Source organism: Ferrimonas balearica (genome assembly GCF_019802085.1).
Lineage (GTDB): Bacteria > Pseudomonadota > Gammaproteobacteria > Enterobacterales > Shewanellaceae > Ferrimonas > Ferrimonas balearica_B.
Genome location: NZ_JAHVHV010000001.1, coordinates 861,464 through 885,521, shown reverse-complemented (window position 1 = coordinate 885,521; position 24,058 = coordinate 861,464). Strand labels below are relative to the sequence as shown.

The 24,058-nt window shown below is 63.1% G+C and carries 19 protein-coding genes and 2 tRNA genes; 12 read left to right on the top strand and 9 right to left on the bottom strand.

Annotated features, from left to right (window positions below):
- Positions 1–166 precede the first annotated feature (166 nt).
- Both yfcE and KUV81_RS04045 read left to right on the top strand, forming a co-directional pair.
- Positions 167–712 (top strand): phosphodiesterase, encoded by a 546-nt coding sequence (gene yfcE, locus KUV81_RS04050; protein WP_222542559.1) that lies wholly within the window; start codon positions 167–169, stop codon positions 710–712.
- Positions 709–1,293: a VOC family protein gene (locus KUV81_RS04045; RefSeq protein WP_222542558.1), complete on the top strand. Its 585-nt coding sequence runs from the start codon at positions 709–711 to the stop codon at positions 1,291–1,293. Before yfcE ends, KUV81_RS04045 begins: the two co-directional genes overlap by 4 nt.
- On the opposite strand, the gene KUV81_RS04040 is transcribed toward KUV81_RS04045, so the two are convergent.
- Entirely contained in the window at positions 1,272–2,405 is a 1,134-nt protein-coding gene (locus tag KUV81_RS04040) for a MalY/PatB family protein (RefSeq protein ID WP_222542557.1), read from the bottom strand. The genes KUV81_RS04045 and KUV81_RS04040 overlap by 22 nt on opposite strands.
- A 131-nt stretch (positions 2,406–2,536) precedes the next feature.
- On the opposite strand from KUV81_RS04040, the gene KUV81_RS04035 reads away from it, so the two are divergent.
- A complete protein-coding gene (locus tag KUV81_RS04035; RefSeq protein ID WP_222542556.1) occupies positions 2,537–2,671 on the top strand; it encodes a DUF3149 domain-containing protein in 135 nt (44 codons plus the stop codon).
- On the opposite strand, the gene KUV81_RS04030 is transcribed toward KUV81_RS04035, so the two are convergent.
- Complete coding sequence (locus tag KUV81_RS04030) at positions 2,672–3,505, bottom strand: M23 family metallopeptidase (RefSeq protein WP_222542555.1); 834 nt, start codon at positions 3,503–3,505, stop codon at positions 2,672–2,674.
- Positions 3,506–3,589: 84 nt separating this feature from the next.
- On the opposite strand from KUV81_RS04030, the gene KUV81_RS04025 reads away from it, so the two are divergent.
- Entirely contained in the window at positions 3,590–4,936 is a 1,347-nt protein-coding gene (locus KUV81_RS04025; RefSeq protein WP_222542554.1) for a dihydroorotase, read from the top strand.
- Positions 4,937–4,966: 30 nt separating this feature from the next.
- Here KUV81_RS04025 and KUV81_RS04020 read toward each other — a convergent pair whose 3' ends face one another.
- Entirely contained in the window at positions 4,967–6,025 is a 1,059-nt protein-coding gene (locus tag KUV81_RS04020; RefSeq protein WP_222542553.1) for a LytTR family DNA-binding domain-containing protein, read from the bottom strand.
- 713 nt (positions 6,026–6,738) lie between these two features.
- On the opposite strand from KUV81_RS04020, the gene KUV81_RS04015 reads away from it, so the two are divergent.
- Positions 6,739–9,558: a TonB-dependent receptor domain-containing protein gene (locus tag KUV81_RS04015; protein ID WP_222542552.1), complete on the top strand. Its 2,820-nt coding sequence runs from the start codon at positions 6,739–6,741 to the stop codon at positions 9,556–9,558.
- A 122-nt stretch (positions 9,559–9,680) separates the two neighbouring features.
- On the opposite strand, the gene KUV81_RS04010 is transcribed toward KUV81_RS04015, so the two are convergent.
- From KUV81_RS04010 to yejK, 5 genes are all read right to left on the bottom strand, one after another.
- Positions 9,681–10,427 carry a M48 family metallopeptidase gene (locus KUV81_RS04010; protein WP_222542551.1) on the bottom strand — a complete coding sequence of 249 codons (747 nt, stop codon included), beginning with the start codon at positions 10,425–10,427 and terminating at the stop codon, positions 9,681–9,683.
- Entirely contained in the window at positions 10,414–10,872 is a 459-nt protein-coding gene (locus KUV81_RS04005; protein ID WP_222542550.1) for a YbjQ family protein, read from the bottom strand. Before KUV81_RS04005 ends, KUV81_RS04010 begins: the two co-directional genes overlap by 14 nt.
- 4 nt (positions 10,873–10,876) lie before the next feature.
- On the bottom strand, positions 10,877–11,197 hold the full coding sequence (locus KUV81_RS04000; protein WP_222542549.1) for a YbjQ family protein: 321 nt from the start codon (positions 11,195–11,197) through the stop codon (positions 10,877–10,879).
- Between the two features lie 108 nt (positions 11,198–11,305).
- On the bottom strand, positions 11,306–12,622 hold the full coding sequence (locus KUV81_RS03995) for a YjiH family protein (RefSeq protein WP_222542548.1): 1,317 nt from the start codon (positions 12,620–12,622) through the stop codon (positions 11,306–11,308).
- A 271-nt stretch (positions 12,623–12,893) separates the two neighbouring features.
- Positions 12,894–13,946, bottom strand: a complete 1,053-nt coding sequence (yejK, locus tag KUV81_RS03990) for a nucleoid-associated protein YejK (RefSeq protein WP_222542547.1) — start codon at positions 13,944–13,946, stop codon at positions 12,894–12,896.
- Between the two features lie 233 nt (positions 13,947–14,179).
- On the opposite strand from yejK, the gene KUV81_RS03985 reads away from it, so the two are divergent.
- From KUV81_RS03985 to KUV81_RS03975, 3 genes are all read left to right on the top strand, one after another.
- On the top strand, positions 14,180–14,407 hold the full coding sequence (locus KUV81_RS03985; RefSeq protein ID WP_222542546.1) for a DUF1414 domain-containing protein: 228 nt from the start codon (positions 14,180–14,182) through the stop codon (positions 14,405–14,407).
- Positions 14,408–14,484: 77 nt separating this feature from the next.
- Entirely contained in the window at positions 14,485–16,278 is a 1,794-nt protein-coding gene (locus KUV81_RS03980; RefSeq protein ID WP_261389188.1) for a DUF3413 domain-containing protein, read from the top strand.
- Between the two features lie 83 nt (positions 16,279–16,361).
- A tRNA-Pro gene (locus tag KUV81_RS03975) sits at positions 16,362–16,438 on the top strand.
- Between the two features lie 543 nt (positions 16,439–16,981).
- Here the strand turns inward: KUV81_RS03975 and KUV81_RS03970 are convergent.
- Positions 16,982–19,483 carry a M14 family zinc carboxypeptidase gene (locus tag KUV81_RS03970; RefSeq protein ID WP_222542544.1) on the bottom strand — a complete coding sequence of 834 codons (2,502 nt, stop codon included), beginning with the start codon at positions 19,481–19,483 and terminating at the stop codon, positions 16,982–16,984.
- Between the two features lie 329 nt (positions 19,484–19,812).
- Between KUV81_RS03970 and KUV81_RS03965 the strand changes: the two genes are divergently transcribed.
- From KUV81_RS03965 to KUV81_RS03950, 4 genes are all read left to right on the top strand, one after another.
- Positions 19,813–22,110: a penicillin acylase family protein gene (locus tag KUV81_RS03965; RefSeq protein ID WP_222542543.1), complete on the top strand. Its 2,298-nt coding sequence runs from the start codon at positions 19,813–19,815 to the stop codon at positions 22,108–22,110.
- A 63-nt stretch (positions 22,111–22,173) separates the two neighbouring features.
- Positions 22,174–22,500, top strand: coding sequence for a hypothetical protein (locus KUV81_RS03960; protein WP_222542542.1), 327 nt, complete (start codon positions 22,174–22,176; stop codon positions 22,498–22,500).
- A gap of 103 nt (positions 22,501–22,603) precedes the next feature.
- A tRNA-Pro gene (locus KUV81_RS03955) sits at positions 22,604–22,680 on the top strand.
- Positions 22,681–23,543: 863 nt separating this feature from the next.
- The gene (locus tag KUV81_RS03950) at positions 23,544–23,846 is read left to right on the top strand and encodes a hypothetical protein (RefSeq protein ID WP_222542541.1); all 303 of its coding nucleotides are present in this window, start codon (positions 23,544–23,546) and stop codon (positions 23,844–23,846) included.
- The last annotated feature ends 212 nt before the right edge of the window (positions 23,847–24,058 follow it).

Below are 24,058 nucleotides of genomic sequence, written 5' to 3'. Positions count from 1 at the left end.
GTTGCTTTGTTAATCTTTTGTAGTGCACATTCACGGTACACCAGCACTGGGGACAAAGATAGTGTCATTTACCTCCACCAGCGGTTGGTTTCAGGGGATTTCACCCCTGGCGGGGGGGCCTCACAACCAGTAGACTTAGCGCCACCCCAACCCATTTCCCAACCTTATGTTGTTCATCTCCGACATCCACGGTGTCCTGCCGGCCCTGGAACGCGCCCTCGAACTGGGGGAGAAGCTCAAGTACAACCAACTGATCTTGCTCGGAGATCTGCTGAACCACGGACCGCGTAACCCGGTGCTGCCAGGCTACGATCCCGCCAAGGTGGCCGAGCGCCTGAACGGCTTTGCCGATCGCATCGTGGCGGTGCGCGGCAACTGCGACAGCGAGGTGGATCAGATGCTGTGTGATTTTCCAATAATGGCGCCATACAACTGGCTTATTATTGAGGGTCGCCGACTCTGTCTCACTCATGGTCACAGCTACCGCCCCGAATCCCTGCCCCCGCTGCGCTCCGGCGACGGATTCTGCTACGGCCACACCCACGTGCCGGTGGCGGACTGGATTGATGGGATCATGCACTTCAACCCCGGCTCCATTGCCCTGGGCAAAGGGGGTCACACCGAAAGCCTGGGCCACTTCGACGGAGAGCGTTTCCGGGTACTGGATCTCTCTGGCCGGGAACTGGCCAGCACGACATGGAAAGCACAATGAATTACGACACACTGATGGCCTCGCTGCCGGACTTTGCCGAGAAGGCCAGTCAACTGGCGGATCGCCTGGGGCTGTTACGGGCGGGCCTGGTGGCGGATCACATCGCCCTGAGGATCACCGAGCGTGCGGACGCCGAAGCCTTGAAGACGGCGTTTCTGGAGCGTGGCACCCTGCTCTCCGACAAGGCGATCAACGGCCGCCCGATTCTGCTCATTCAGCTGCACACCCCCATCCAGGTGGGCCCCTGGGCCATTGAGCTGGTGGAGCTGCCCTTCCCCGATGGCAAGAAGCGCCGGGATGGCTGGGAGCATGTGGAGCTGGTGTTGCCCTGCGATGCCACCGACAAGCATCAGATGCTCGAAGCGGTCAAAGGGATCCCGGCGATGATCGCCAAGTGGCCCGTACTCAAAGACGGCACCCTGGGGATCGAAATCAAGACCAGCTGCCCCAAGGGGGACGATGAGCCCCTGTCCAACCCCACGGTGGCCTTTCGCCACGAGGGGATCACCGTCAAGGTGCACCCTCACGACATGCGCGACATCCTCGGTCTGCGCCCGCCTCAGGCCGACGCCACCGCCTGAGCCAACCTCGCCAGGGCCGCCTCCAGTGTGGCCCTTGGGCAACCAAAGTTGAGCCGGGCGAACCCCGGCTCGGCGCGAAACTCGCTGCCATCCGACAGCCCCAGGCCATGGGCCTCCAGCACCTGGGCCGGTTTCTCCCACCCCAGCGCCCGACAATCCAGCCACGCCAGGTAGGTCGCTTCGGGCATCACCATGCGCACCCCAGGGATCGCGGCGATCCCCTCAGCCAGGTACTGGGCGTTGCCGTGCAGGTAGCCAAGCAGGCTGTCCAGCCAGGGCTCGCCCTCCCGGTAGGCCGCCTCCGCCGCCGCCATGGCCACCACGTTGCCGGCGGGCGTTTGTCCCCGCAGCCGGGTTTTCAGTTGGCGACGCAATCGATGACAGGGCACCACCGCCAGGGCGAAGGGCAAACCGGCCAGGTTGAACGCTTTGCCCGGGGAGATGAGGGTGATCACCCGCTCGGCGATCTCCGGGCACTGCTGGGCCAGGGGACGGTGGCGGGCGCCGGGGGATAACAGCAGATCCCCGTGAATGTCGTCTGAGATCACCGTCAGCCCGTGCACCTGCACTCGCTTAGCCAGGCCCTGGTACTGGGCAAGGTCGAAGCGGCTGCCAATAGGGTTGTGGGGGTTACTGAGCAGCACGGTGTTGGCACCGGCAGCGATGGCCCGATCCAAAGAGGCCAAATCCCAGGTGCCCCCCTCGGTGATGTCGAACGGGGTGGCCGGCAGCGACAGGTTCTCCGCCACCTGAGCCAGGGGGTCATACACCGGCGTGGGCCAGGTCAGGTGGGGGGCCAGCTCCAGGGCGCGCACCGCCAGATTGGCCCCGGGGATCACCGCCGGCAGGGGCACCAGGTGGGCTGTGGGCACCGTCCAGTCCCAGCGACGCTTGAGCCACTCAGACGCCGCCTCCAGCAAACTGGGGGGCACGGCGGCGTAGCCGAACACCCCGTGTCGGGCCCGCGCTTCGATCGCCTGTTGAATGGGCGGCGCCACGGCAAAGTCCATGTCCGCCACCCACAAGGGCAGCACATCCCGCCCTCGGTATCGGCCCCACTTGATGGAGTCGCTCTGGGTGCGATCCACCCCCTGGTCAAAGTTCCACGCCATCTCTCTCTCCCTTTTCGGCTCCCAATCACATTTTTACAACCTTTGCGCAACAGGCTTTGATCGGGATCATGGGGCCCCGGGCGGCAACGGGTTAGGGTGTGCTCAAGCCCCATCGCACTAAGGAGTTTCCCATGGCCCATTGGATGAACCTGATTATGGAAAGCCCGGTTGGCTGGATGTCCCTGCTGGTCATCCTCGCCACCTGCGGCGTTGTTGGTTACATCGGCTGGCTGTTCTGGACCAAATCCGCGCAGCCGGGTCAGTAACTAGTTGCCCTTGGGCATCGGCCCCACCAACAGGGCCGGGTCCAACCGTTCCTGGTGCCAGTTCAGGCGCCAGTCCAGATGGGGACCGGTTACCCGGCCGGTCGCCCCCACTTCTGCGACCACCTCCCCCTGCTTCACTTCGGTTCCCGGTTCCACCAGCAGCTTGTGCAGGTGGATAAAGGTGGAGCTCACCCCGAAGCCGTGGTCGATGATCAGGGTACCGCCGGAGTAGAACATGTCCGGTACGGCCAGGGTGATCACCCCATCCGCCGGCGCCACCACCGGCGTACCGGTGGGCGCCGCCACGTCCACCCCAAAGTGGGGGTTGCGAGGCTCCCCATTGTAGAACCGCTGGCTGCCGTACACCCCGGTGATGCGGCCGTGCAGCGGCCAGATGAACGCCTGCTGCCAATCGGTACGGGTTTCGAACCGCTCCCGCGCTGCCCGGGTCTGACGGGCGTCCTCCTGGGCCCGGGCCACATCTTCGGGGTTGGGTTCCATGATGCGCCGGGCGATCCCCTCGATGCGCTGAATCTTGTACTCACGCTCAGCGAGCACCACCGGGTAGTCGAGCTTCTCGCCATCGGCGAAGTGCAGCGTCAGGGTGTGCTCCAAAGCCGCGTCCCGGCCAAAGCCCATCACAAAGTGGCCATCGGTCGTGCTGGGCAGGGGCTGGCCATTGAGCCAAACCTGGGTACCCGGGTCGGTCTGCCCCCGCAGCAGACTGCCCTGGGTCAGGTCGCCCTCCAGGGCCACCCGAGACGCTAACCCCTCCTGGGAGTAGGTGAAAAAACTGATTATAAACAGTGAGCTTAGCCAGAGTTGGCGAACCATCAAACCGCTCCTTAGATGGGCAATACGCGCGTAAAGCGCTATTATAGGCTCCGTCCTCATCCCCACAATAAGACTGATTGACTCATGACCCCTACCCTGATCACCAACGCCGAAATCCTCAATGAAGGGATCCGCCAGCAGGGCGACCTGCTCATCCGCAATGGCCGCATCGAACAGATCGCCGGTCAAATCACTGCCCCGGCGGATGCCAAGGTGGTGGATGCCAGTGGCAAACTGCTGATCCCCGGCATGATCGACGACCAGGTGCACTTCCGTGAGCCCGGCCTGACGCAAAAAGGCAGCATGGCCACCGAGTCCCGCGCCGCCGTCGCCGGGGGCATCACCAGCTTTATGGAGATGCCCAACGTCAATCCCCAGACCACCAACGCCGAAGCGCTGGAAGCCAAGTACAACCGTGCTTCCGAAGTGTCCGTGGCCAACTACGCCTTCTACCTGGGCGCCACCAACGACAACCTGGAAGACATCAAGGCGCTGGACCCCAACGCCGCCTGTGGCGTCAAGGTGTTTATGGGCGCCTCCACCGGCAACATGCTGGTGGACAAGGAGGAGATCCTGGACGGGATCTTCGCCAATGCCCCGACCCCCATCGCCACCCACTGCGAAGACACCCCGATGATCGCGGCCCTCGAAGAGGCCGCCCGGGCCAAGTATGGCGAAGCCGTGCCGATGAAACTGCACGGTGAGATCCGCTCCCGCGAGGCCTGCATCAAGTCCACCAAACTGGCCATCAGCCTGGCCAAAAAGCACGGCAGCCGACTGCACGTGCTGCACATCTCCACCGCCGATGAACTGGCCCTGTTTGAAGCGGGCAAGAGCCTTGACTGCCTGAGCAAGGCGAACATCACCGCCGAAGCCTGTGTGCACCACCTGTACTTCTCCGACGGCGACTACGACCGCCTGGGCGCCCAAATCAAGTGCAACCCCTCCATCAAGACCGAGCGGGACCGCACTGCCATCCTGGATGCCGTGCGTCGCGACGTCATCGACATCATCGCCACCGACCACGCCCCCCACACCTGGGATGAGAAACAGGGCACCTACTTCAAGGCCCCCTCCGGTGTGCCGCTGGTGCAGCACGCCCTGCTCTCCCTGTTCGAGCACTACCACAACGGCGATCTCAGCCTGGACACCATCGTCCAGAAAACCAGCCACGCCGTGGCGGAGCGCTTCAACCTCAAAGATCGCGGCTACCTGCGTGAAGGCTACATGGCGGATCTGGTGCTGGTGGACCTGGATCGCCCCTACCCGGTGACCAAAGAGAACCTGCTCTATAAGTGCGGTTGGTCCCCCTTCGTGGGCAGCACCCTGCGCTCCACCATCGCCGGTACCTGGGTCAATGGCCTGCAGGTGTTCGACGGCCAACACGCCACCACCGAGGCGCTGGGTCAGCGTCTGGCTTTCAATCGCTAAGCGGCAATATGGCAAAAGAAAAGGCGCGGGTTACCGCGCCTTTTTTGTGCCCTGGGGTGGGGCGAACCAGTGGGGAAATTGGGCTTCCAGCTCCGCTCGGTAGGTGTCCCCCACCGGGATGCGGATCAGGTGCAGCAGCAGCTCCACCCGGCCATTGCGTTTACGCCTGACGCCGTGCACCCGGTTGGGGTTCACCAGGTAGGAGCGATGCACCTGGACCAGGTCCGGATGCAGATAGCGGTGGACCATCTTCAGGGGGATGTAGAGCAGCTCTGTCTTCTCCTGATGGCCCCATATCACCTCGGAATACTGGTTGGCGCCATTGATGTAGAGGATCTGGTCCAGTTGCTCCCGGAGTCGGCCCAGGTAGCTGGCCTGCTGGAGGTTGGGGTAGGACTGGCGACAGGCCACCAGCACCGATTTGACCGACTCGAAGCGCGCCTGGATCCACCCCTGCTGGGGCAGACTCTGAGCCAGGTGGACCCGCAAAACACACTGGGGCACCGTCTGCCAGCACAGCTCCAGTGCCCCATCGGAGGGCGTCGCACTGGGGGCCTTTCGGCTCTCCGCCGCTTGGATGCACACCTCGATGCGAGCCACGTCCAGCCAGCGCGAGACAAAGTCGCAGCACAGGCGGGCCTGATCCCGAGGTTCGGCCGTGCGGATAAGCTGGGCGGTCAGCTCGGCCATCTGTTGCTCGAATCGCCGCGCCACCTGCTGAGCCAGCCAGGCCCACACCCTGGGGGCAGGTTCGCTCTCCATCGCCTCGGGCAGCCACAGCAGCTGTTCAGGCGCAAAGCGGCCCTGGGCCTGCCAGCGCGCCAGGGTCGACTGCCACTTCGCTCGTGCGGATCCGGGAGCCAGGATAAGGCTGCGACTGAGATCTCGCGAGGGATGGTCATCATCGCGCTTTGGAAAGGCCAGGGGATGGCAGGGCCAGAAGCCGGTCAGGGGGCCACGCAACTGGGGCAGCGCGATAAGCACAAGATCGAACGGTGGGGCGCTCTGGCTTTGGGGCGGCCAGCACCAGGGGGCCGAGCCCACACCGGCCAAGGGCATCCCTTCTGTCTCCTTCGCATGCTCCGTCATGCTCAACTCCTTTCCTTGCGACTCAACCCCCACCGGTCAGCGGAAGCGTTCTCCCCTTACCTCGAGCGGTCGCCATGGAACCCCCATCTCGCCCGCTTCTGGACGCGGCGCCAGGCCACGGCAGCATTTATCGCCAATATTCATGAAGATATCAGATATTGTTACCATTCTGGGTGGACCAGAGCCCGCCACCTTTCCACAGCGGCATCGCCTGGATGAGCCAACTGGGGCACCGAGGTATCCCCCGTCCCGCTGACCCCTTGCCGCCCCATGGTCAGCCCGCCCTGATAGCAAGCGCGCTCAGCGCTGATCGTACGCCGTCAGTGGGCCGTCGACGCCCGTCCCCGGCATTGGACTCACCCTGAGTCAGCTGGGGGACCGGTTGACTCAATTTGGTGCAATAGCCCCTTGATTTGTTAACAGGATTTCTCTCCTGCCGATTCTGTCCTGCTCTGTTTTCTCACCCCTCTACCACAGCCCACTCTGCCTGACCTCCACTTTCTGGCCAAAGATCCTGATCACCGCACCCCGACCTCGAATAATACACAAAACCCATAAGGTACTAATGTTCAATGCATTTTAAATTTTTGAAACATTTAAATAACATCGATTGGCGCTCTTTTCGACGCGACAACGACAACAACCATTCCTAGGTAGATGTGCCGGTCCATCACCCCTGGTGGCTCGGGTGCCGCAAGGATGCAGGAGAACCAATGTTCAAGGAAAACAAACTCAATAGAGCGATCCAAATCGCCATGATCCTGGGTGCCAGCGGCCTGGCTGCGCCGGCTTGGGCCGAAGAGGTGCAAACCGAAGCGGAGGCCGATGAGGTTGAACGCATCGCCGTCACCGGCTCTCGAATCAAGCGCATCGGCGATCTGGCTCCGACCCCGGTCACCGTCATCACCGGCGCCGACATGGCGGATGCGGGGATCACCAACGTTGCCGACATCCTCAACCAGCTGCCCTCCTCCACCGTGGGCCTGTCACCGGAAACCTCCAACAACTTCATCTTCGCCAGCGGCCTGAACAAGACCAACCTGCGGGGCCTGGGCTCCGATCGGACCCTGGTGCTGGTGAACGGTCGCCGTTTCGTTGCCGGCTCCAACGGTGACTCTGCGGTGGATCTGAACACCATCCCCACCGCCATGGTGGAGCGCATCGAAGTGATCACCGGCGGTGCCTCCGCGGTGTACGGCTCCGACGCCATCGCCGGGGTGGTCAACATCATTACCCGAAAGAATGTTGAAGGCTTCGAACTGGACGCCTCATACATACAACCGGAGCAAAGTGGCGGCGAAGAGAGCCAGTTCTCCTTCACCTACGGTGGGGAGTTCCTGGACGGGCGCATCAACACCATCTTCAACGCTACCTACGCCGAGCAGAAGCAGCTGCGCGCCTCCGAGCGAGATTTTCTCGATAACCCGGTGGGCAGCATCTACAACCCGGATCCGGACGGCCCGGTGCGCATCCAGTACGAGGGGCGCAAGCCGCTCTCCTGGATCAACGAGGCGGGCACCTTCTTCAGCCCCGTGGGCCAGTTCACCTTCGACGATAACGGCAACATGATCCCCTTCGACTACGGTGAAGGGCGCATCGAAGGCCCGGGCAACAACGGCAACTACTGTGGCCCCAGCTGTGCCGGTTACGATCCCATCGACTACGACGTGATCCGGACCCCACTGGAGCGCTGGGTGTTCACCCTGAACACCGACATCGCCATCAACGACGACCACACCATCGTCACCGAGCTGACCTACGTCGACTACGACTCCCACGGCGAAAGCACCCCGGTGTTCCACACCTTCAACCCCATCTACGCCGACAACGCCTTCCTGCCGGACGACACCCGTCAGCTGCTTGAAGACGCCGGCATGGGCGGCTTCCACCTCTACCGCATCGACACCGAGTTCGGTAACCGGACCTACAACCAGAACCGGGAAACCTTCCGCTACATGGTGGGTGTGGAAGGGGTCCTGACCGACACCTGGGACTACGGCGTTTACTACCAGAACGGCAAACTGGACGAGACCACCGTCTGGGAAGGTCAGATCTGGAATGACCGCTACTACCAGGCCACCGATGCCGTGTTCGACGCCGATGGCAACATCGTCTGTCGTGACCAGTCCAACGGCTGTGTGCCCCTGAACATCCTGGGCGTGGGCCAGGCCAGCCAGGCCGCCATCGACTGGGTGGGCACCACCGCCGGCCGGACCGCCGAGACCAAGCAGCAGAGCCTCAGCGCCTTCGTCGCCGGCTCCCTGTTTGAGCTGCCCGCCGGTTACGTCAGTGCCGCCTTCAGCGCCGAGTACCGTGAAGAGGAAGCCTCCTCCAACCCGGATGAGGCCCTGGTCAACAATGAAATTTTCGGTAACCAGTCCCTGCCGATGTTCGGTGAGTACGACGTGACCGAGCTGGCGGCGGAGGTTTCCGTGCCCCTGCTGGCCGACGTCCTGCTGGCCCACGAGCTGACCTTCGAAGCGGCCTACCGCTGGATGGACTACAGCACCGTGGGTGACGAGGACGCCTGGAAGCTGGGCCTGAGCTGGTCCCCCATCAAGGACCTGCGTTTCCGTGCCACCCGCTCCAAGTCCGTGCGCGCTGCCAACATCGGTGAGATGTTCGATCCCGGCGGTCAGACCTTCGCCAGCTTCACCGACGTCTGTGACGCCATCAACATCGAGCTGGGCCCGGATGAGAACCGTAAGGCCAACTGTCGCGCCGCCGGCCTGCCGGCGGGCTGGAACCCCAGCGACGAGTGGTACCAGAGCAGCCGCCCCGGCACCATCGAGGGTAACCCGGATCTCTCCCCGGAGATCTCCAACGACGTGACCGTCGGTTTCGTCTACACCCCCTCCTTTGCCGAAGGCCTGTCCCTGACCGTGGATTACTGGGACTTCGACATCGATGACGCCATCACCTACATCGGTGTGGGCACCGCAGTGCGCTACTGTTACGACTCCTCCTCTCTGGACAACCCCTTCTGTGAGCTGTTTGAGCGCAGCGCGGAGAACGGCGACATCGTCGACTTCACCCAGAAGCCGGTAAACGCCGCCACCTTTAAGGTGACCGGTCTGGACATTGAGACCCAGTACGACATCGAAACCAGCGTGGGGGATTTCTACGTCCACCTGTTGGCCACCTACCTGGACCAGTGGAAGTTTAACCCCACCGGGTTCGAGGGTGACGAGATGAACGACGTGGGCGAGTACACCGATCCGCGCTGGAAGGGCCGGTTCACCTTCGGCTGGCACTACGATGCCCTGCTGCTGGAGACCATCGCCAACTACCGCCACCACGCCGTTGCCGATAACGACTGGGAGCCAGAGTTCAACAACTACAATGACATCCCGTCCCACACCACCTGGGACTTCACCGGCCGTTACGACATCACCGACAGCCTGCGCATCCGCTTCGGTGTGTTGAACGCCTTTGACAAGGTGCCGCCCCGTACCCCCTACACCTACGACGGTGCGGGTTACTACGACACCCAAGGTCGCGCCTACTTCCTGGGGGCCAACTACAAGTTCTGACCAGGGACTGCGACACATCCTTGGGCGCCCTTCGGGGCGCCCTTTTTTGTCGGTGACAATGAAGTCGAGGCAAGCTCAGTGCGGGGAGAGGAAAAAGCGTGGGGCTGGCAAGGCCAGGAGTGCTAAGGGTTTTCGGCCTGGGCCGCGAGGATCTGCGCCAGGCGCGTCTCACTGTCCGGGTGGCTGCTCAGCCAGTCCCCAAGCGCGCTGTCCTGATGCAGCACCTCGAACACCCGCTCGGCGCCGTTCAGGTGGCCGTAGTGCTTGAGCAGGGTTTCGATGGCCCGGGCGTCCGCCTCCAGCTCCTGCTGGCGCCCCATGCCCAGCTGGGTCGCCGCCGCGGTCAGCTCCAGCAGTCGGGTGTCGCTGCCGGCCAGGGCCGCCCATACCAGGGCCACGGCGCTGTGGCCCAGCAGGTTCTCCATCACGTCTCGGCTTCGGATGTGGGCCACCTCGTGGGCCAGAACAAAAGCCACCGCCACCTCGTTATCCAGCGCGTCCACCAGACCCTCGTAGATGAGGATCTCCCCCCCAAGCCCGGCCATGGCGTTGAGCACCTCCCCGTCGGCCAGGGTCAGGTGGACGCTCATCCCCTCGGGCAAGGGGTCGGCCGCCAGCAGATCGGCCAACAGCGTCTGAAGCGCGCGCTGCTTCGAGAGATCATCATGGGATTGGTGCCAGCCGGGAGCCAGGTTTTGCTCCCAGGCAAAGGGCACAAAGCGGGCCAGGCTGTGGCCCAGCAGCATCAGCGCCAGGGTGAGGGCCACCAGCAGCCCAATCGCGGCCGCCCCCAGCCAGGCGAACTCGGCCAGGGGGTGCTGGTCACTGACGTTGTTCTCCGGCGGTGGCCGGTTCTCAAACCGGCTCATGCTGGGGGATCACCGCCGTCCCGTAGGCGTACACCTCCACCGAGACCTGCTGATCCCGCGCGCCCTTGGTGATGGAGGAGGTCTCCAGGCGGACATTGAACACCGCTGTGGCCCCCAGGGCCTGGGCTTCGCGCTTCATCCGCAGCAAAGATTCCCGACGCGCTCGCTCAATCAGCGACTCGTAGGCGGTCACCCGCCCGCCGAACAGGTTGCGCAGGGCCGCGGCGATGGTTTTAAAGTAGTCCACCGCCACCACGGTGTTGCCCCCCACCAGCTGCACCCGGCAGGGCTGGAACTGCTCGGGGATCCGCTTATCGGAGAAGGTGAGCAGCGATTGCAGTTCGGCCTCCCCTTCGCGAAGCCGGCGAAAGTGGCTGCGTTCGGCATGACGACCAAAGAGGTAGCCGATGACGATAAGCGCCAGGGTAATGAGAAGTGCTGTCATCGCCCTACTCCACCACCACCGCGGTGCCGTAGGCGAACAGCTCCGCCGCTCCGGAGGTGACCGAGGAGGTGGAGAAGCGCACGTTGATCACCGCGTTGGCCCCGATGGCCTGGGCCTGCTCCACCATACGACCGGTGGCCTCCTCCCGGGCCTCGTTCAACAGCTCGGTGTACCCCTTAAGCTCACCGCCAACGATGTTCTTAAGGCCGGCCATAAAGTCCCGTCCCACGTGCTTGGCGCGCACCGTATTGCCCTGGACCAGGCCCAGGTGCTGCACCACGGTTTTACCGGGGATGGTCTCGATGTTGGTGATGATTAATTCCACGTCTGCGCGTCCTGTTATGGGAAAACTCCAAGATAACAGAGCCTTGTATTAAGGCCTAGACACAAAAAAGGCCGGGCTGATGCCCGGCCTTGGTCCGCCCAAACGGGCTTAGAAGATGAGGTGCGCCATCAGGGCAATCACCGGCAGCGCCACCAGGGTCCGCAGCAGGAAGATGACACACAGCTCCCACAGCTTCACCGGCACCTTGGAGCCCAGCAGCAGCGCGCCGATTTCGGACATGTAGATAAGCTGAGTCACGGACAGCGCAGCGATGACGAAACGGGTCACGTCGCTGTTGATCCCCTCCGCCAGGATGGCCGGCAGGAACATGTCGGCGAAGCCCACCACCATGGTCTGGGAGGCCGCGGAGGCTTCCGGGATCTGCAGCAGCTCCAGCAGGGGTACGAAGGGGGCGCCCAGGATGCTGAACAGCGGAGTGTACTCGGCCACGATAAGGCCCGCGGTACCGATGGCCATCACCACAGGCAGCACGCCGAAGATCATGTCGATGGCGTTGTGCACCCCTTCCCGGGCCACGTCACCGGCGCTTTTGATCTTGCTCGCCCGGGCCAGGGCCAGCTTGTAGCCGTAGCTGAAGCTGTTCTCACCGGCGGGGATCACCTCTTCATCGCCGGTCCGGCTCTGGCCGTTGACGAACTGGTCCTTCTTGTTGGACAGCGGCGGCAGACGCGGCACCACGATGGCGCACACGATGCCGGAGAGGCAGACGGTGGCCAGGAAGGGCAGGAAGTAGGCTTCCAGACCCACGGTGCCGATCACCACCAGGGAGAAGGTGATGGAGACGATGGAGAAAGTGGTGCCGATCACCGCCGCTTCCCGCTCGGTGTAGTGGCCCTGCTCGTACTGCTTGGAGGTCATCAGTACACCCACGGAGCCGTCACCCACCCAGGAGGCGAAGCAATCCACCGCGGAACGACCGGGCAGGTTGAATACCGGCCGCATCAGCTTGGTCATCAGGGTGCCCACCATCTCCAGCAGGCCGAAGTTGACCAGCAGCGGCAGGAACAGACCGGCAAAGAGGAAAACGCAGAACAGCAGCGGTGCCAGGTCGTTCAGCACCAGGCCACCGGTGTCACCGGAGTGCACCGCCTCGGGCCCCACGGAGAAGAAGGTCAGCAGCACGAACACCGCGCCCATCACCCGGGTGGCCGCCCACAGCGGGGTGACGTTCAGCAGGTTGTTGGCGAAGGGGTGGTTGAGGATGACCGCCGGTTTGGCCAGCTTGGTCACCAGGGTCATCACCGCGGAGGCGACGATCACAAAGGTTACCAGGGCCACGCCCAGGCTGTCCATCTGACCCAGAAGGCCCTTGGCCAGTACGGCCACCGGGATGGTCAGGGTGTCATTCACCGACACCGGGGTCATGAACAAAAAGACCCCCACCAGGGATGGCAGGAGGAACATCAACAGGTTCCGGGTGGACTTAACGTCCTGAATTTCAATCGTCTGCTCGTTATTCACGGGTTCAACCCTCTTATTCGTACTGCTCGGCTCGGACGGGGTGTTGTCTAAACCACATGAATGTTTATTCACTGTGGGGCGTTGACGGGGCACAGAGTACCCCTAACCCGTTCGATTGAAAAGCCCCGAAGCACGACTCAAGCGTGACCTGGATCACATATATTTATTCACCCAAAGTGGGTAGTGATTCACCCGACTGTTGAATGAATGGGAATCACTGCCCCTCGCCGGAGCCCAGCCGGCGCTTCAGCTGATCCAGCAGGTTCGGCGGGACACCGTGGATGGTGAGGGTGTCGCGGTGGGGATCCCACTGCACCCGCTCGCCCAGGTGTTGTGCATCGAAACTCACTGACACCCCACCGCCGGTGCCGCTGAACTTTTTCAGCTGGCGCAGTGTGGGCTGGTCCGCCGGGAACTCGTCCTCCAGCTCATAATCGCCGCTGGAGGTGAACTGATAGAAGGCGTCCAGCCCCTGGTCCGCCATCTCATCGGAGACGTCCTTCATCTGGATGGGCTCCCCCACCGCCACCTGACCCTTGCAGTAGTCAAACACCGAGTCACGCACCTGCTGACGCTCGGACTTGTCCAGCTCGGAGTCGGAAACGAAGTCCTCCACCGCTTTCATCAGCTGCTTATTCTGCGCCTTGGCATCGACCCCTTCGACACACCCCATAAAATCGAGGAAGAAATCCGCCACCTTGCGCCCCGCCCGCCCCTTAACAAAGGTCAGGTACTTCTTGGAGGTGGGATCCGCCTGCCATTCGGTCAGATCCACCCGGGCGGCCAGCTGCAGGTTACTCAAGTCCAGATGCTCGCTGCCATGCACCTCCATCTCGTCGGAGACCGACACCGAGGGCTTGGGGGAGAGCAACGCCACGAACAGGTAATCGGAGGCCACGTGGTTGTAGGCGGCCATCAGCAAGTAGCCACCGGTGGCAAAGTCGTACTTGCCCAGCTCCTGGCCCAGCAGTTGACCCGCCTCAGCGGTGAACTCGACGAACCCCCTTTCACCGGCGCGCCAGGCGGTCATCGCCGCCTTGAACGCCTCGTTGGCCTCGCCCTGGGGCTCGCCATCCTCGCCGGCGGGCACACCGAAGTGGCCATAGCCCTTGCCAGCCTTGGCGGTGTAGAGCCGATGCAGCTCGCCCACCAGATCATCCAGGGCGTTGGAGTGGCTCAGGGGTTGGGGGCGCAGCTTGCATTGCAGCTGCCCGTCGTCGGCGCGGATCACCGCATGGAGGATGGCTTGATCGATCTTCAGACTCATAACACCAGCACGATAGTGGGCACAAAGGGGGACATTATAAGGGCCCACCCGGGAAGGGCACCGCTTTTTTACCCCTCGCCGCCTAAGCCCCTGTGCTCGCGGTCAAATCCCCACCCGGGGTACGGGCAAAGGCGCTGGCCGCCACCGGGTCGATTGGGTACAATCCCGCGCCTGCCCCGGGGAGTGTCATACTTGCCCTGGCCCCCTATCCATCACCGAACACAGGATTTCCCATGGCTATCGTATCCAAATACAGCAATCAACAGGTGGAAGAGCTGATGCACGAGCTGCTGCTGGTGCTGGAGAAGCACAACACCCCGACGGATCTGGCGCTGATGGCCCTGGGCAACACCGCCACCGTGCTGATCAACGATAAGGTGGCCCCCAACGCCCGTGGGCCTTTGGCCGACCAGTTTGCGCAGGCGCTCAAAGCGTCGGTAAATGCCCGCAGCGATGGCTAACTGACTGAATTTCCGTTCTGGATCTGTCGTTTCTTTCCCCTTAGGATAAGCAGTACCAACAGGCGCCGAGCCAGCGAATGCACGCACAGGATCAACAAAGGGACAAGGTGTCACAGCTCGTGCTGTGGGGGCACTGGTTCACCTTTTTCAACATGATATTGGCGATGCTCATCGCCACCCGCTACGTCATCACCGACGGCTGGCCCGACACCCTGCTGGCTCAGGCCTACCTGATGGCCAACCTGGTGGGGCATTTTGCCTTTGTCAGCTTCGCGGTCTACCTGCTGGCGCTGTTCCCCGTCACCCTGTTGCTGCCCTTCTCCCGCGTACTGCGCGGCTATGCGGCGGTGGTGGCCACCTTGGCCCTCAGTGCCCTGCTGTTCGACACCCTGGTGTTCGATCATTACCGCCTGCACCTCAACCCCTTCGTGCTCGACGTGGCGGCCACGGATCTGCTGGCCCTGCTCAATACCCCGCTGCTGGTGGCCGGGCCCGTGCTGCTGCTGGTGCTGGAGCTGACCCTGGCCAACGCCCTGTGGAAACGCCTGCATCGGGTGCGCCGGCGCAAGCTGGGCGGCAAGGTGGTGGGCACCCTGGCGGTCTGTTTCTTTGCCACCCACTTTATTCATATCTGGGCCGACGCCACCGTCTACCGGCCCATCACCCAGCAGGACGACATGTTCCCGCTCCACTACCCGGCCACGGCGAAAAGCTTTATGACCCGCCAGGGGCTGGTGGACGAGGAGAGCCTGTTCGAGGCGGAGCGCCTGGCGCCCCCCACCAAACAGCTGCGTTATCCGCTGTCGCCGCTGCAGTGTCGCGCCCCCTCCACCCCCAACATCCTGCTGGTGACCGTGGAGGCCTGGCGGGCGGACATGGTGGACAGCGACACCATGCCCAACTTGATGGCCCTGGCGGACACCGCCCACTGGTTCCCCCGCCACTACAGCGGCGCCAACCAGTACCACAACGGTCTCTACAGCCTTTTCTACGGCATGTTGCCCGCCTACGAGTCCTCCCTCACTGCCGACAAGAAGGCGCCGGTGCTGGTTGAGCAGCTGGCCCAGGCCGGGTACCAGATGAGCGCCTTCGGCGATGACAGTCTGCCAAGTCTGCGCAACCTGGCGGCCACCATGGAATACTTCGAGGTGCCGGCCCAGCAACACCAGGACAACATGGCGGAGATGGACATCGACACCACCGACGCCGTGCTGACGCACCTGGCCCAGGCTGACGGCCCGCAGTTCACCCTGGTCTCCTACCGGGCGCCGGCCTACTACAGCACCCCGGTGGGCTCCGTGGGGATCCCCAGTGTCCAGCCGGACCTGCGCCTCAATGTGGCCGAGCGGGTGCTCTACAACCAGTACCGCCAGTCGCTGCACTTTGTCGACGTGGAGCTGGCTCGGCTGCTCGAAGGGGTGGACGACCAGACCCTGGTGATCATTACCGGCACCCATGGCCAGCTGTTCACCACCAACCCCAGCAGCAACGCGTCGCGCAACTTCTCCGCCGGTGCCACCCAGGTGCCCATGCTGATCCGCTCCCAGGGCAACGCCCCGTGGCGCGCCACCCACCAGAGCAGCCATTACGGCCTGGTGGGTACCCTGATGAGCCGGATCCTGGGGTGCGAAAACGCCATCCAGTCCTACAGCCTGGGGGACAACCTCTACCAGCCGCCGTCCCACCCCTTCCTGGTGATCGGCAACGACCGCTTCTTTGCCATTCGCAGCGCCAAGGCGGTCACGGTGATCGACAAGCACGGCGACTACCGGGTCTACAACGCCGAGTACCAGCGTCGCCGTGATGCGGGCCTGGATGTGCAGACCTTGCTGGGGGTCATGGAGGAAGGACGGCGATTTCTTGCCCGCTAACGCGGCCATTGGCCAAAGAAGCGACGCTTGAACCGACGCCCGCTTGCAATTGCCGTCAGGAAACGTATTATGGCCCCCGTTGTCGGCCAGTAGCGCAGCCTGGTAGCGCACCGTCATGGGGTGTCGGGGGTCGGAGGTTCAAATCCTCTCTGGCCGACCACTTTTAAGAGAAAAGCTCTAACCGAAAGGTTGGAGCTTTTTTCATTTCCGACCCAGCAAGCCTATTGGCTTGCGGTCGGACCGAGCGTCGGCCGGGTCAAATCCGCTCTGGCCGACCACTTTTAGGGGAAAAGCTCTAACCGAAAGGTTGGCGCTTTTTTCGTTTCCGACCCAGCAAGCCTATTGGCTTGCGGTCGGACCGAGCGTCGGCCGGGTTAAATCCTCTCTGGCCGACCACTTTTAAGAAAAAACCGGTTCACGAAAGTGAGCCGGTTTTTTTGTGCCTCCTCCCCAGCAAGCTTTCAGCTTGCAGTCGGACCGAGCGTCGGCCGGGTTAAACCCTCTCTGGCCAACATCCTCTTAAGAGAAAAGCTCTAACCGTAAGGTTGGCGCTTTTTCGTTTGTGACCCTGCAAGCTTTCAGCTTTCGGTCGGACCGAGCAGCGCCTGAAGCCGCGCTGTTAAACACAAAAGCGCCCACCGATTGGTGAGCGCTTCTCTTTGCCATTGCCGTGGCGTTGACGGTAAACGGCTTTGCCTTTGGGTTAGCCCCGGCGACGCCAGCCCAGGGTCAGCAGGCCCATCAGGGTCAGCCAGCCCAAGGCACCGCCACCGGACCCACTGCTGGTGTCCGTCTCGGGCTCAGTGACCGCGGCAAAGTTCAGGGTGCCACTTTGCTCGGCCACGCCGCCAGGGCCACTGAGCTCCAAGCGCCACTGGTACTCGCCCGGCGCATACTGGTGCTGCACGCTGGCGCCGCTGAGCACGGTGCCGTCCCCCAGGGTCCAGCGGTAGTCGTTGATGCGGTTTTGACTGCCACTGGCATCGAAGCTGCACAGGGCCTGCTGACAGTCCACCGTCACCTCGGCCAGCGGCGGTGCCACCACCACCTGAGTGCCGCTGATCTGCGCGCTGTTACCCTGGGTGTCCTCCACCGTCAAGGTCCAGTCGTAGCTGCCATCCAGGGCAAACTGGTGAGTCAGCTGCGCCCCTTCGTACTGCTCGCCCTCCAGTTGCCAGCGGTAAGCCACCAGTTCACCCACGGCGGCGCTGCTGCCGCTGCCATCAAACTCGCAGGCCCCCGAATCACAGCGCACCACGGCCACCGCCTTGGGCGGCTCCGCCTCGCTGACCGACAACAGGTACTCCACCGTGCCCGTGGCGCCCTGGTCGTCCACCACGGTCAAACGCACCGGGAACTGGCCCCCGTTGCGGAACTGGTATTCGCTGTTGGCGCCGGTACCGGGGAAGGCCCCGCTGCTGAAGGCCCACTGGTACTCCAGAATCTCGCCATCCACATCGAAGCTGTCGGAGGCGTCAAACTCACACAGCAGCCCGCGGCACTGGTAGGCGAACTGGGCCACCGGCGCCCCGTTCTGGCTGCCAGCATCCCCCACCTGAAGGTGGGCAGCCTGCATCGGCCCCCAATGCCCCAGGGCGTTCTGTGCCTGAACGTAGAGGGTGTGGCGGCCCGGCTCCAGACCCTCGGTGCTGAAGCTGGCCCAGCCGCGGCCGTGATCCTCGCTCCAGGGTCCGGCCACCGGGCTCAGCGCCACGGGGACCGCCGCCTCATCAAACAACGGGGTGTTGAGGCTGTAGCGCATCGCCTGCAGCCCGTTGCCGATGGCCGGATCGTCGAAATCGGTCTGGTAACGGGCATCGTCCGCCCACACCTCCAGGGTAACGGTCTGATCCGGCCCCAGCTGCGGGTTGGACTCGCCGTTCAGGCTCAATCCGGTCACCTCAGGGCCCATGGGCCACTGGTAGGGTGCCCGGGCCACTTTGGCCGCGTATTTGAGCACCTCGATGTTCTGGTCCCGGATGTGGTTTTCGTAGTAATCGCACTGCTCAAAGAAGTCGGTGCCCAGTTCGATGGTGAAGTGGGCGATCCCCAGCTCTCCGTAGCTCACGCTCTCACTGGTGCCGTCGGTCTCGTACAGGCCGATGGACTGCTTGGGGGTGTAGTCGTTAAGCAGCGCCATCTTGCGAGCCAGCCGCTCCAGTTGGTCGGCATTGGCGGCGCGCTCCTCGGTGTGGCCCCAGGGATAGAGCACCAGACGACCGTAGGAGTGGATATCCAGGTGCATCCCCTGGGTGTCCAGGGGCGCGGCATCGCTGTCCAGCTCACCACGACGGCTGGAGAACAACCCGCGCAGATACCCCTCCACTGCCTGAGTCTCCGGCTCAGACGCGGCGGTGGGCCCACGGAACACCGCCGAGCATTGGTTCGAGGAGGAGCCGTCCCGAGTGCTGGCCCAGCTGTAGGTGAAGTTGCGGTTCAGGTCCACCCCGCGCTCTTCGCTGTCCGCGCCGCAGTAGGCCTGGTTGGTGTTCTTACGCCACAAAAGCCCCTTCTCCGCCTGCACGCGACCGTCCGGGTTCATGTGAAGCAGCACGTGCACCTCGTGATGATCCAGCACCCAGGTGCTGTCCGGATCCTCCCCGTACTCCGCCAGGAACTGCTTTACAAAGGCCAGTACCGTGGGCGCAGTGGCGTACTCCCGGGCGTGCATCGCCGCATGAATAAAGAGCTTGGGCTTGTCCGACAGGCCGTTTTGCTTGGAGAGGATCAGCACGTTGAGATCGTGCCCCCCCAGCCCCTGGGTCTTCTCCCAGGACTCGCCAATCTTGGTGCTGCGCAGCAAATCGGGGTACTGGGCCAGCAGACGCGTCACCTCCTGCTGGGTCTCCGCCAGGGTCTCGTAGCAGCCAAAGCCCTCGATCCCAGACGCGCTGGTGATCCCGGCCTGGATATGGCTATGGCGGTGGGCGGCATGGAAGCTGTCGGCCCAGCCCGGCTGGGGCGTCAGAACAAAGCCGAAGGCCTCGAGCTTGGCCACCTCGTCGGCGCTCAGTTGCATCACCATCCCCTCCTTGCCCTGCCCCTCGAGCAGGGCGTGGTGGAAGGAGATAAAGGCGCGATCCGCCAGCTCCGCAGTGGGGGCCGACAGGCGGTACACCACCGATTCGTGGTTCTGTGCCCAGGCCAGAGGGCTGTGGCTGAGTGCCGCCAGCAAGGCGACGCAAAGAGGGGTTTTTATCTGCATTTTCCTTTGCGATCCAATGACATTCCTTTGCCTGTAAGGTGCCTTACGCCTAAGGAAAAGACCAATGCAGCTTTGCTATGGATGCATGAGAATCATGCCTAAGATGCGAGTGACGCATGATGGCGGACAAAAAAAACCCCCGCACGGCGGGGGCACTGGTTGCCAACGGGTGGTATAGGGAACCATACCCGTACATCGAACCTAGTTCAGTGGCCCAAAAGGGTCAAGAAGGCAGTCACTTGGAAACGTGTCTAAATGTGTTTGTCCTCCGGGTCGCTGTCATCCGATGCCCCCTGTGGGTACCATGGGAGCACTAACAAGGAGGTAACATGGTTCGATGGTTCGGTGGCCTGGCGGCCATCCTGGTGGTGGCGCTGGCGGCACTGATGGGCCTGTTGTGGCACCAGCAGCCCCAGTACCAGGGCACACAGGTCCTGGCGGGGCTGAACGAGGCGGTGCAGATCCGGTTCGACGAGTACGGCGTGCCCAGCGTTCAGGCCAGCTCCGATGAAGACGCCCTGGTGGCGCTGGGCTGGCTGCACGTCCAGGAGCGCCTGTTCCAGATGGACCTGCTGCGCCGGGTGGGCAAAGGAGAGCTCTCTGCGCTGTTCGGCCCGGCGGCGCTGGACACCGACCGCCTGTTCCGCACCCTGGGCACCCGTCACTGGGCCCAACAGCAGGTAAGCCTGATGTCCGCCACCGAGCCCCAGCTCGCTCGCTGGCTCGAGGCCTACTACCAGGGGGTCAACCAGGCCATCGCGACCCTGCCCACGCCGCTGGAGTACAAGCTGCTGGGTACGAAGCCCGAGCCCTTCTCGGCGGTGGACACCTTTGCCACCTTAAGCTACATGGCCCACAGCTTCACCAGTGCCTTCAAGCAGGACCCCATGATGACCGCCCTGCTGGCTGAATTGGCGCCCCAGTACCACCACGCGCTGGTCAGCGGCTGGCCGGATCATTTCACCCCGGAGCTGGCGCCGTCTGAGCTGCACGCCTGGCATCGCGCCGCCGATAATCTGGATGCGCTGCTGCCCATGGGCCGGATGCTGGGCTCCAACGGTTGGGTGCTCTCCGCCGAGCGCAGCACCGGCGAGGCGCCGCTGTTTGCCAACGATCCACACATCAGCTTCTCCACGCCCCAGGTGTGGTACGAAGCCCAGCTCCACACCCCCAGTCGCGCCCTGTACGGCTACTACCTGCCCGGCCTGCCTCTGCCGTTGTTGGGACGCACCCCAGAGCGGGCCTGGGGCCTGACCATGCTGCTCAACGACGATGCCGATCTCTATCGGCTGACCGCCAGCGACGGCGGCTACCGCCTCGATGGGGATACCCTGGCCTATCAGGTTCGGGAGGAGCGGATCCCGGTCAAAGGCGCCGAGGACGAACACCTGGAGGTGTTGCTGAGCGTCCAGGGCCCGCGGGTGGATCAGGTGTTGGCCCTGCCCGAGCCCACCGCCCTGCTCTGGACCTTCACCGACACCCGCAACCGGCCGTTGAGTGGGTTGTTCCAACTGCTTCACGCCGATGGGATCAGGGCGTTTGAGCAGGCGCTGGACCCCATCTGGTCCCCGGGGGTCAACGTGCTCTACGGCGACGTCGAGGGCAACATCGCCAAGTGGGCGGTGGCTCGCTACCTGCACCGGGCCGATGGGGTCAGCGGCGCCCAGATCATCGATGGCAGCCTCAGCGCCACACTGCCGGTGGGCTACCACCCCTTCGAGGTGAACCCCAGATTCGTCAATCCCGAATCCGGTCTGGTGTTCTCCGCCAACCACCCCTATGGCCCCCCCTGGGACGAGTTGGAACGCGCCGGTTACTACGCGCCGCGTTTTCGCCCCGAAACCCTGGAGCAGGCCCTGGCCGAACGCAACCAGTGGGACATCGCCGGCTTAAAGCGGGTGCAGAACGATTCCCGCAACGGTCGTTACCTGGCACTGAAGCCCCTGCTGCTGGCCAGCGTGCCGCCCTCGCCGGAGCGGGATATCATCGCCCGCTGGGACGGGCGCTACCGCCCGGACAGCGCCGCCCCCACCCTGATGGAGGCGTTCTACCAGGCGCTGTTGGAAGCCACCCTGGCGGACGAGCTGGGCGAGGCGCTGTTCGATGCCCTGCAGGGCCAGTCATTGGTGGATAAGATCATGGCGGAGGTGCTGGCCCATCCCGACTCCCCCTGGTGGGACCACCGCCACAGCGACTCGGTTCAGGGCCCCAAGGAGATCGCCCGGGCGGCCTGGACTCAGGCCCTGGCAGCCCTGCCCCGCCCCATCCCCCTGTGGCGAGAGCAGGGTCTGATGCGTCACCGTCATGCCATGGCCCAATCTCCCCTGCTGGCCCAACTGCTGCAAGGGCCCGGTTTGCCCATCAGCGGCTCCAAGCGGGCCATCAACAACATGGCCTACCGCTACGGGGCGGACCAGCCGGTGGCCACCTTTGGCCCCTCCACCCGTCGCCTGGTGGACCTGGCCCAGCCCGAACAGGGCCACGTCATCGCCCCACTGGGCCAGAGCGGGGTGCCCTTCTCACCCCATTTCGCAGACCAGGCGGAAGCCTACGGCGCCGGTGATTACCGAGTGAGCGCCCTGTCACCCCCGGGGCCGGAAAGTGATCTGGTGCTCATCCCCCAATAAAAGACTTGATTGAGAATGCCTCTTATTTAGAATGGGGCACTCTCTTCGATTCTCGGTGGTGTCATGGGTCAGAAGTCCAAAGCCCTGAAGCGGCAAAAGAAGCAGAACAAGAAAACCAGCAAGGCCTTGGTGAAGTCCATTAAACAGGCGCTGAAGCAAAAACTGGACGCGGATACCGCCTTGCCTGAGCTGAACAAGCAGCAGCGCCAGGCCCTGGCCGACGAGTGGGCCCAAGCGGTGCTGGCCCAGGCCAAGGCGCCGGTGATCACCCTGTTTCCCGAGCCCATCGATCCGGCCCAGCCCATCAAGCGCCGCCCCTGCAAAGGCTGCCCCGCCCGCAGTGGCGGTCTGTGCAAATGCGCGGTTAAGCGCATGAAAAGAACGGCTTAAGTCCAAGAAGCCGGCAATCTGCCCAAAGGGTAAGCAAACGGCGCAATGGGGACAAAAAGGGCTTGCATCAATCCGCTAACGCCCTAAACTAGGCCCCCGTTGTCGGCCAGTAGCGCAGCCTGGTAGCGCACCGTCATGGGGTGTCGGGGGTCGGAGGTTCAAATCCTCTCTGGCCGACCACTTTTAAGAGAAAAGCTCTAACCGAAAGGTTGGAGCTTTTTTCGTTTCCGACCCAGCAAGCCTTTCTGCTTGCGGTCGGACCGAGCGTCGGCCGGGCCAAATCCTCTCTGGCCGACCACTTTTAAGAGAAAAGCTCTAACCGCAAGGTTGGAGCTTTTTTCGTTTCCAAGCCCAGCAAGGTTTCAGCTTGCGGTCGTACCGAGCATCGGCCGGGCCAAATCCGCTCCGGCAGACCACTTTTAAGAGAAAAGCGCTAACCGCAAGGTTGGAGCTTTTTTCATTTCCGACCCAGCAAGCTTTTCGGCTTGCGGTCGGACCGAGCGTCGGCCGGATTAAATCCGCTTGGGCGTTTCGCCGTTCCTACAAGGGGTTCACCCGCATAAGCGCCCATAACCATCACCCCGCCGACAAAGCGGACCAAGCCGGGCTAAATCACAGCCCATTACCGCTCACGTCCCCCTTTGAAAGCCCAACAGAGCCAAGTGTGGGGCGTCAGGGCAAAGGGCCTCCCCCGCCCCGTAGGCTTCTTCGGCTCTCTTTGCAATTGGCCCACACCGGCAGCGGCTTTTGGCACCTCAGGGGCAAGCGTCCCGCCTAAGGCACTGCGCCTCGGTGCTTTTTGTCAGATCGGACCAGCGGCAAGGCGTCAATTCTCTTCTATGCTTGCATAGACGGCGCCCCCCGGGTGACTCCATGGACAGATTTTCCGTCAGGGACGGTTTTCGTTGTGCCCCTCTCATTTTTCGATGTTTCGGCCGATATCGGCCGAATTTCTGATCCAGGACACGGTCTCGGTCGACGCTGAACGCTATTACTGCAGTATGAAGACCCAACGGTCGCCTATCCCTTGTGGAGGTGAAACCATGAGACTTGCCCTGCTGCTGATCTGCGCCCCTTTGCTGGGTGCCTGCTCATCGTCCATCTGGCACACCGACTCGGTGCAAAGCTGGAACGATCTGCGTCTTTGCCAGTTTCACGCCTACTTTGCCGATCACGGCCCCATGCAGGATCGCTCTGCCGATGAGATCGCTCGCCGACAGGCCGAGGGCGGCATGAGCCTCAGCCAGGACGAGTGCCGGCAAGTGGGCGAACAACACCGGGCCAACCAGGCCAGCTACAGCCACGCCTACTGGCTGAGCCAGGGGCTGGATCACTCCCGGCTCTGACCCATTTCGTTGGAAAATGACATCGTAAAGGCCGGAAACGGTACCCAAGCGATACAATCCGGCCCAGGTGGCCGGATTTTTTGTGCCTGTCCCGGCCAGTCAATTCAATGGGTTGTATTTGATAATGGTGAAGATCACGCCAGCGACCCCAGCAGCGTGATCAGGGTCACGCGACGCCGAAGGCCAATCCTGTAGTCTTTTTACCTCGCTGA

Excerpts from the sequence above, each read along its gene's own strand:
- yfcE (WP_222542559.1), top strand. The coding sequence starts at position 167 with ATGTTGTTCATCTCCGACATCCACGGTGTCCTGCCGGCCCTGGAACGC.
- KUV81_RS04045 (WP_222542558.1), top strand. The coding sequence starts at position 709 with ATGAATTACGACACACTGATGGCCTCGCTGCCGGACTTTGCCGAGAAG.
- KUV81_RS04040 (WP_222542557.1), bottom strand. The coding sequence starts at position 2,405 with ATGGCGTGGAACTTTGACCAGGGGGTGGATCGCACCCAGAGCGACTCC.
- KUV81_RS04035 (WP_222542556.1), top strand. The coding sequence starts at position 2,537 with ATGGCCCATTGGATGAACCTGATTATGGAAAGCCCGGTTGGCTGGATG.
- KUV81_RS04030 (WP_222542555.1), bottom strand. The coding sequence starts at position 3,505 with ATGGTTCGCCAACTCTGGCTAAGCTCACTGTTTATAATCAGTTTTTTC.
- KUV81_RS04025 (WP_222542554.1), top strand. The coding sequence starts at position 3,590 with ATGACCCCTACCCTGATCACCAACGCCGAAATCCTCAATGAAGGGATC.
- KUV81_RS04020 (WP_222542553.1), bottom strand. The coding sequence starts at position 6,025 with ATGACGGAGCATGCGAAGGAGACAGAAGGGATGCCCTTGGCCGGTGTG.
- KUV81_RS04015 (WP_222542552.1), top strand. The coding sequence starts at position 6,739 with ATGTTCAAGGAAAACAAACTCAATAGAGCGATCCAAATCGCCATGATC.
- KUV81_RS04010 (WP_222542551.1), bottom strand. The coding sequence starts at position 10,427 with ATGAGCCGGTTTGAGAACCGGCCACCGCCGGAGAACAACGTCAGTGAC.
- KUV81_RS04005 (WP_222542550.1), bottom strand. The coding sequence starts at position 10,872 with ATGACAGCACTTCTCATTACCCTGGCGCTTATCGTCATCGGCTACCTC.
- KUV81_RS03995 (WP_222542548.1), bottom strand. The coding sequence starts at position 12,622 with ATGTTCCTCCTGCCATCCCTGGTGGGGGTCTTTTTGTTCATGACCCCG.
- yejK (WP_222542547.1), bottom strand. The coding sequence starts at position 13,946 with ATGAGTCTGAAGATCGATCAAGCCATCCTCCATGCGGTGATCCGCGCC.
- KUV81_RS03985 (WP_222542546.1), top strand. The coding sequence starts at position 14,180 with ATGGCTATCGTATCCAAATACAGCAATCAACAGGTGGAAGAGCTGATG.
- KUV81_RS03980 (WP_261389188.1), top strand. The coding sequence starts at position 14,485 with ATGCACGCACAGGATCAACAAAGGGACAAGGTGTCACAGCTCGTGCTG.
- KUV81_RS03970 (WP_222542544.1), bottom strand. The coding sequence starts at position 19,483 with ATGCAGATAAAAACCCCTCTTTGCGTCGCCTTGCTGGCGGCACTCAGC.
- KUV81_RS03965 (WP_222542543.1), top strand. The coding sequence starts at position 19,813 with ATGGTTCGATGGTTCGGTGGCCTGGCGGCCATCCTGGTGGTGGCGCTG.
- KUV81_RS03960 (WP_222542542.1), top strand. The coding sequence starts at position 22,174 with ATGGGTCAGAAGTCCAAAGCCCTGAAGCGGCAAAAGAAGCAGAACAAG.
- KUV81_RS03950 (WP_222542541.1), top strand. The coding sequence starts at position 23,544 with ATGAGACTTGCCCTGCTGCTGATCTGCGCCCCTTTGCTGGGTGCCTGC.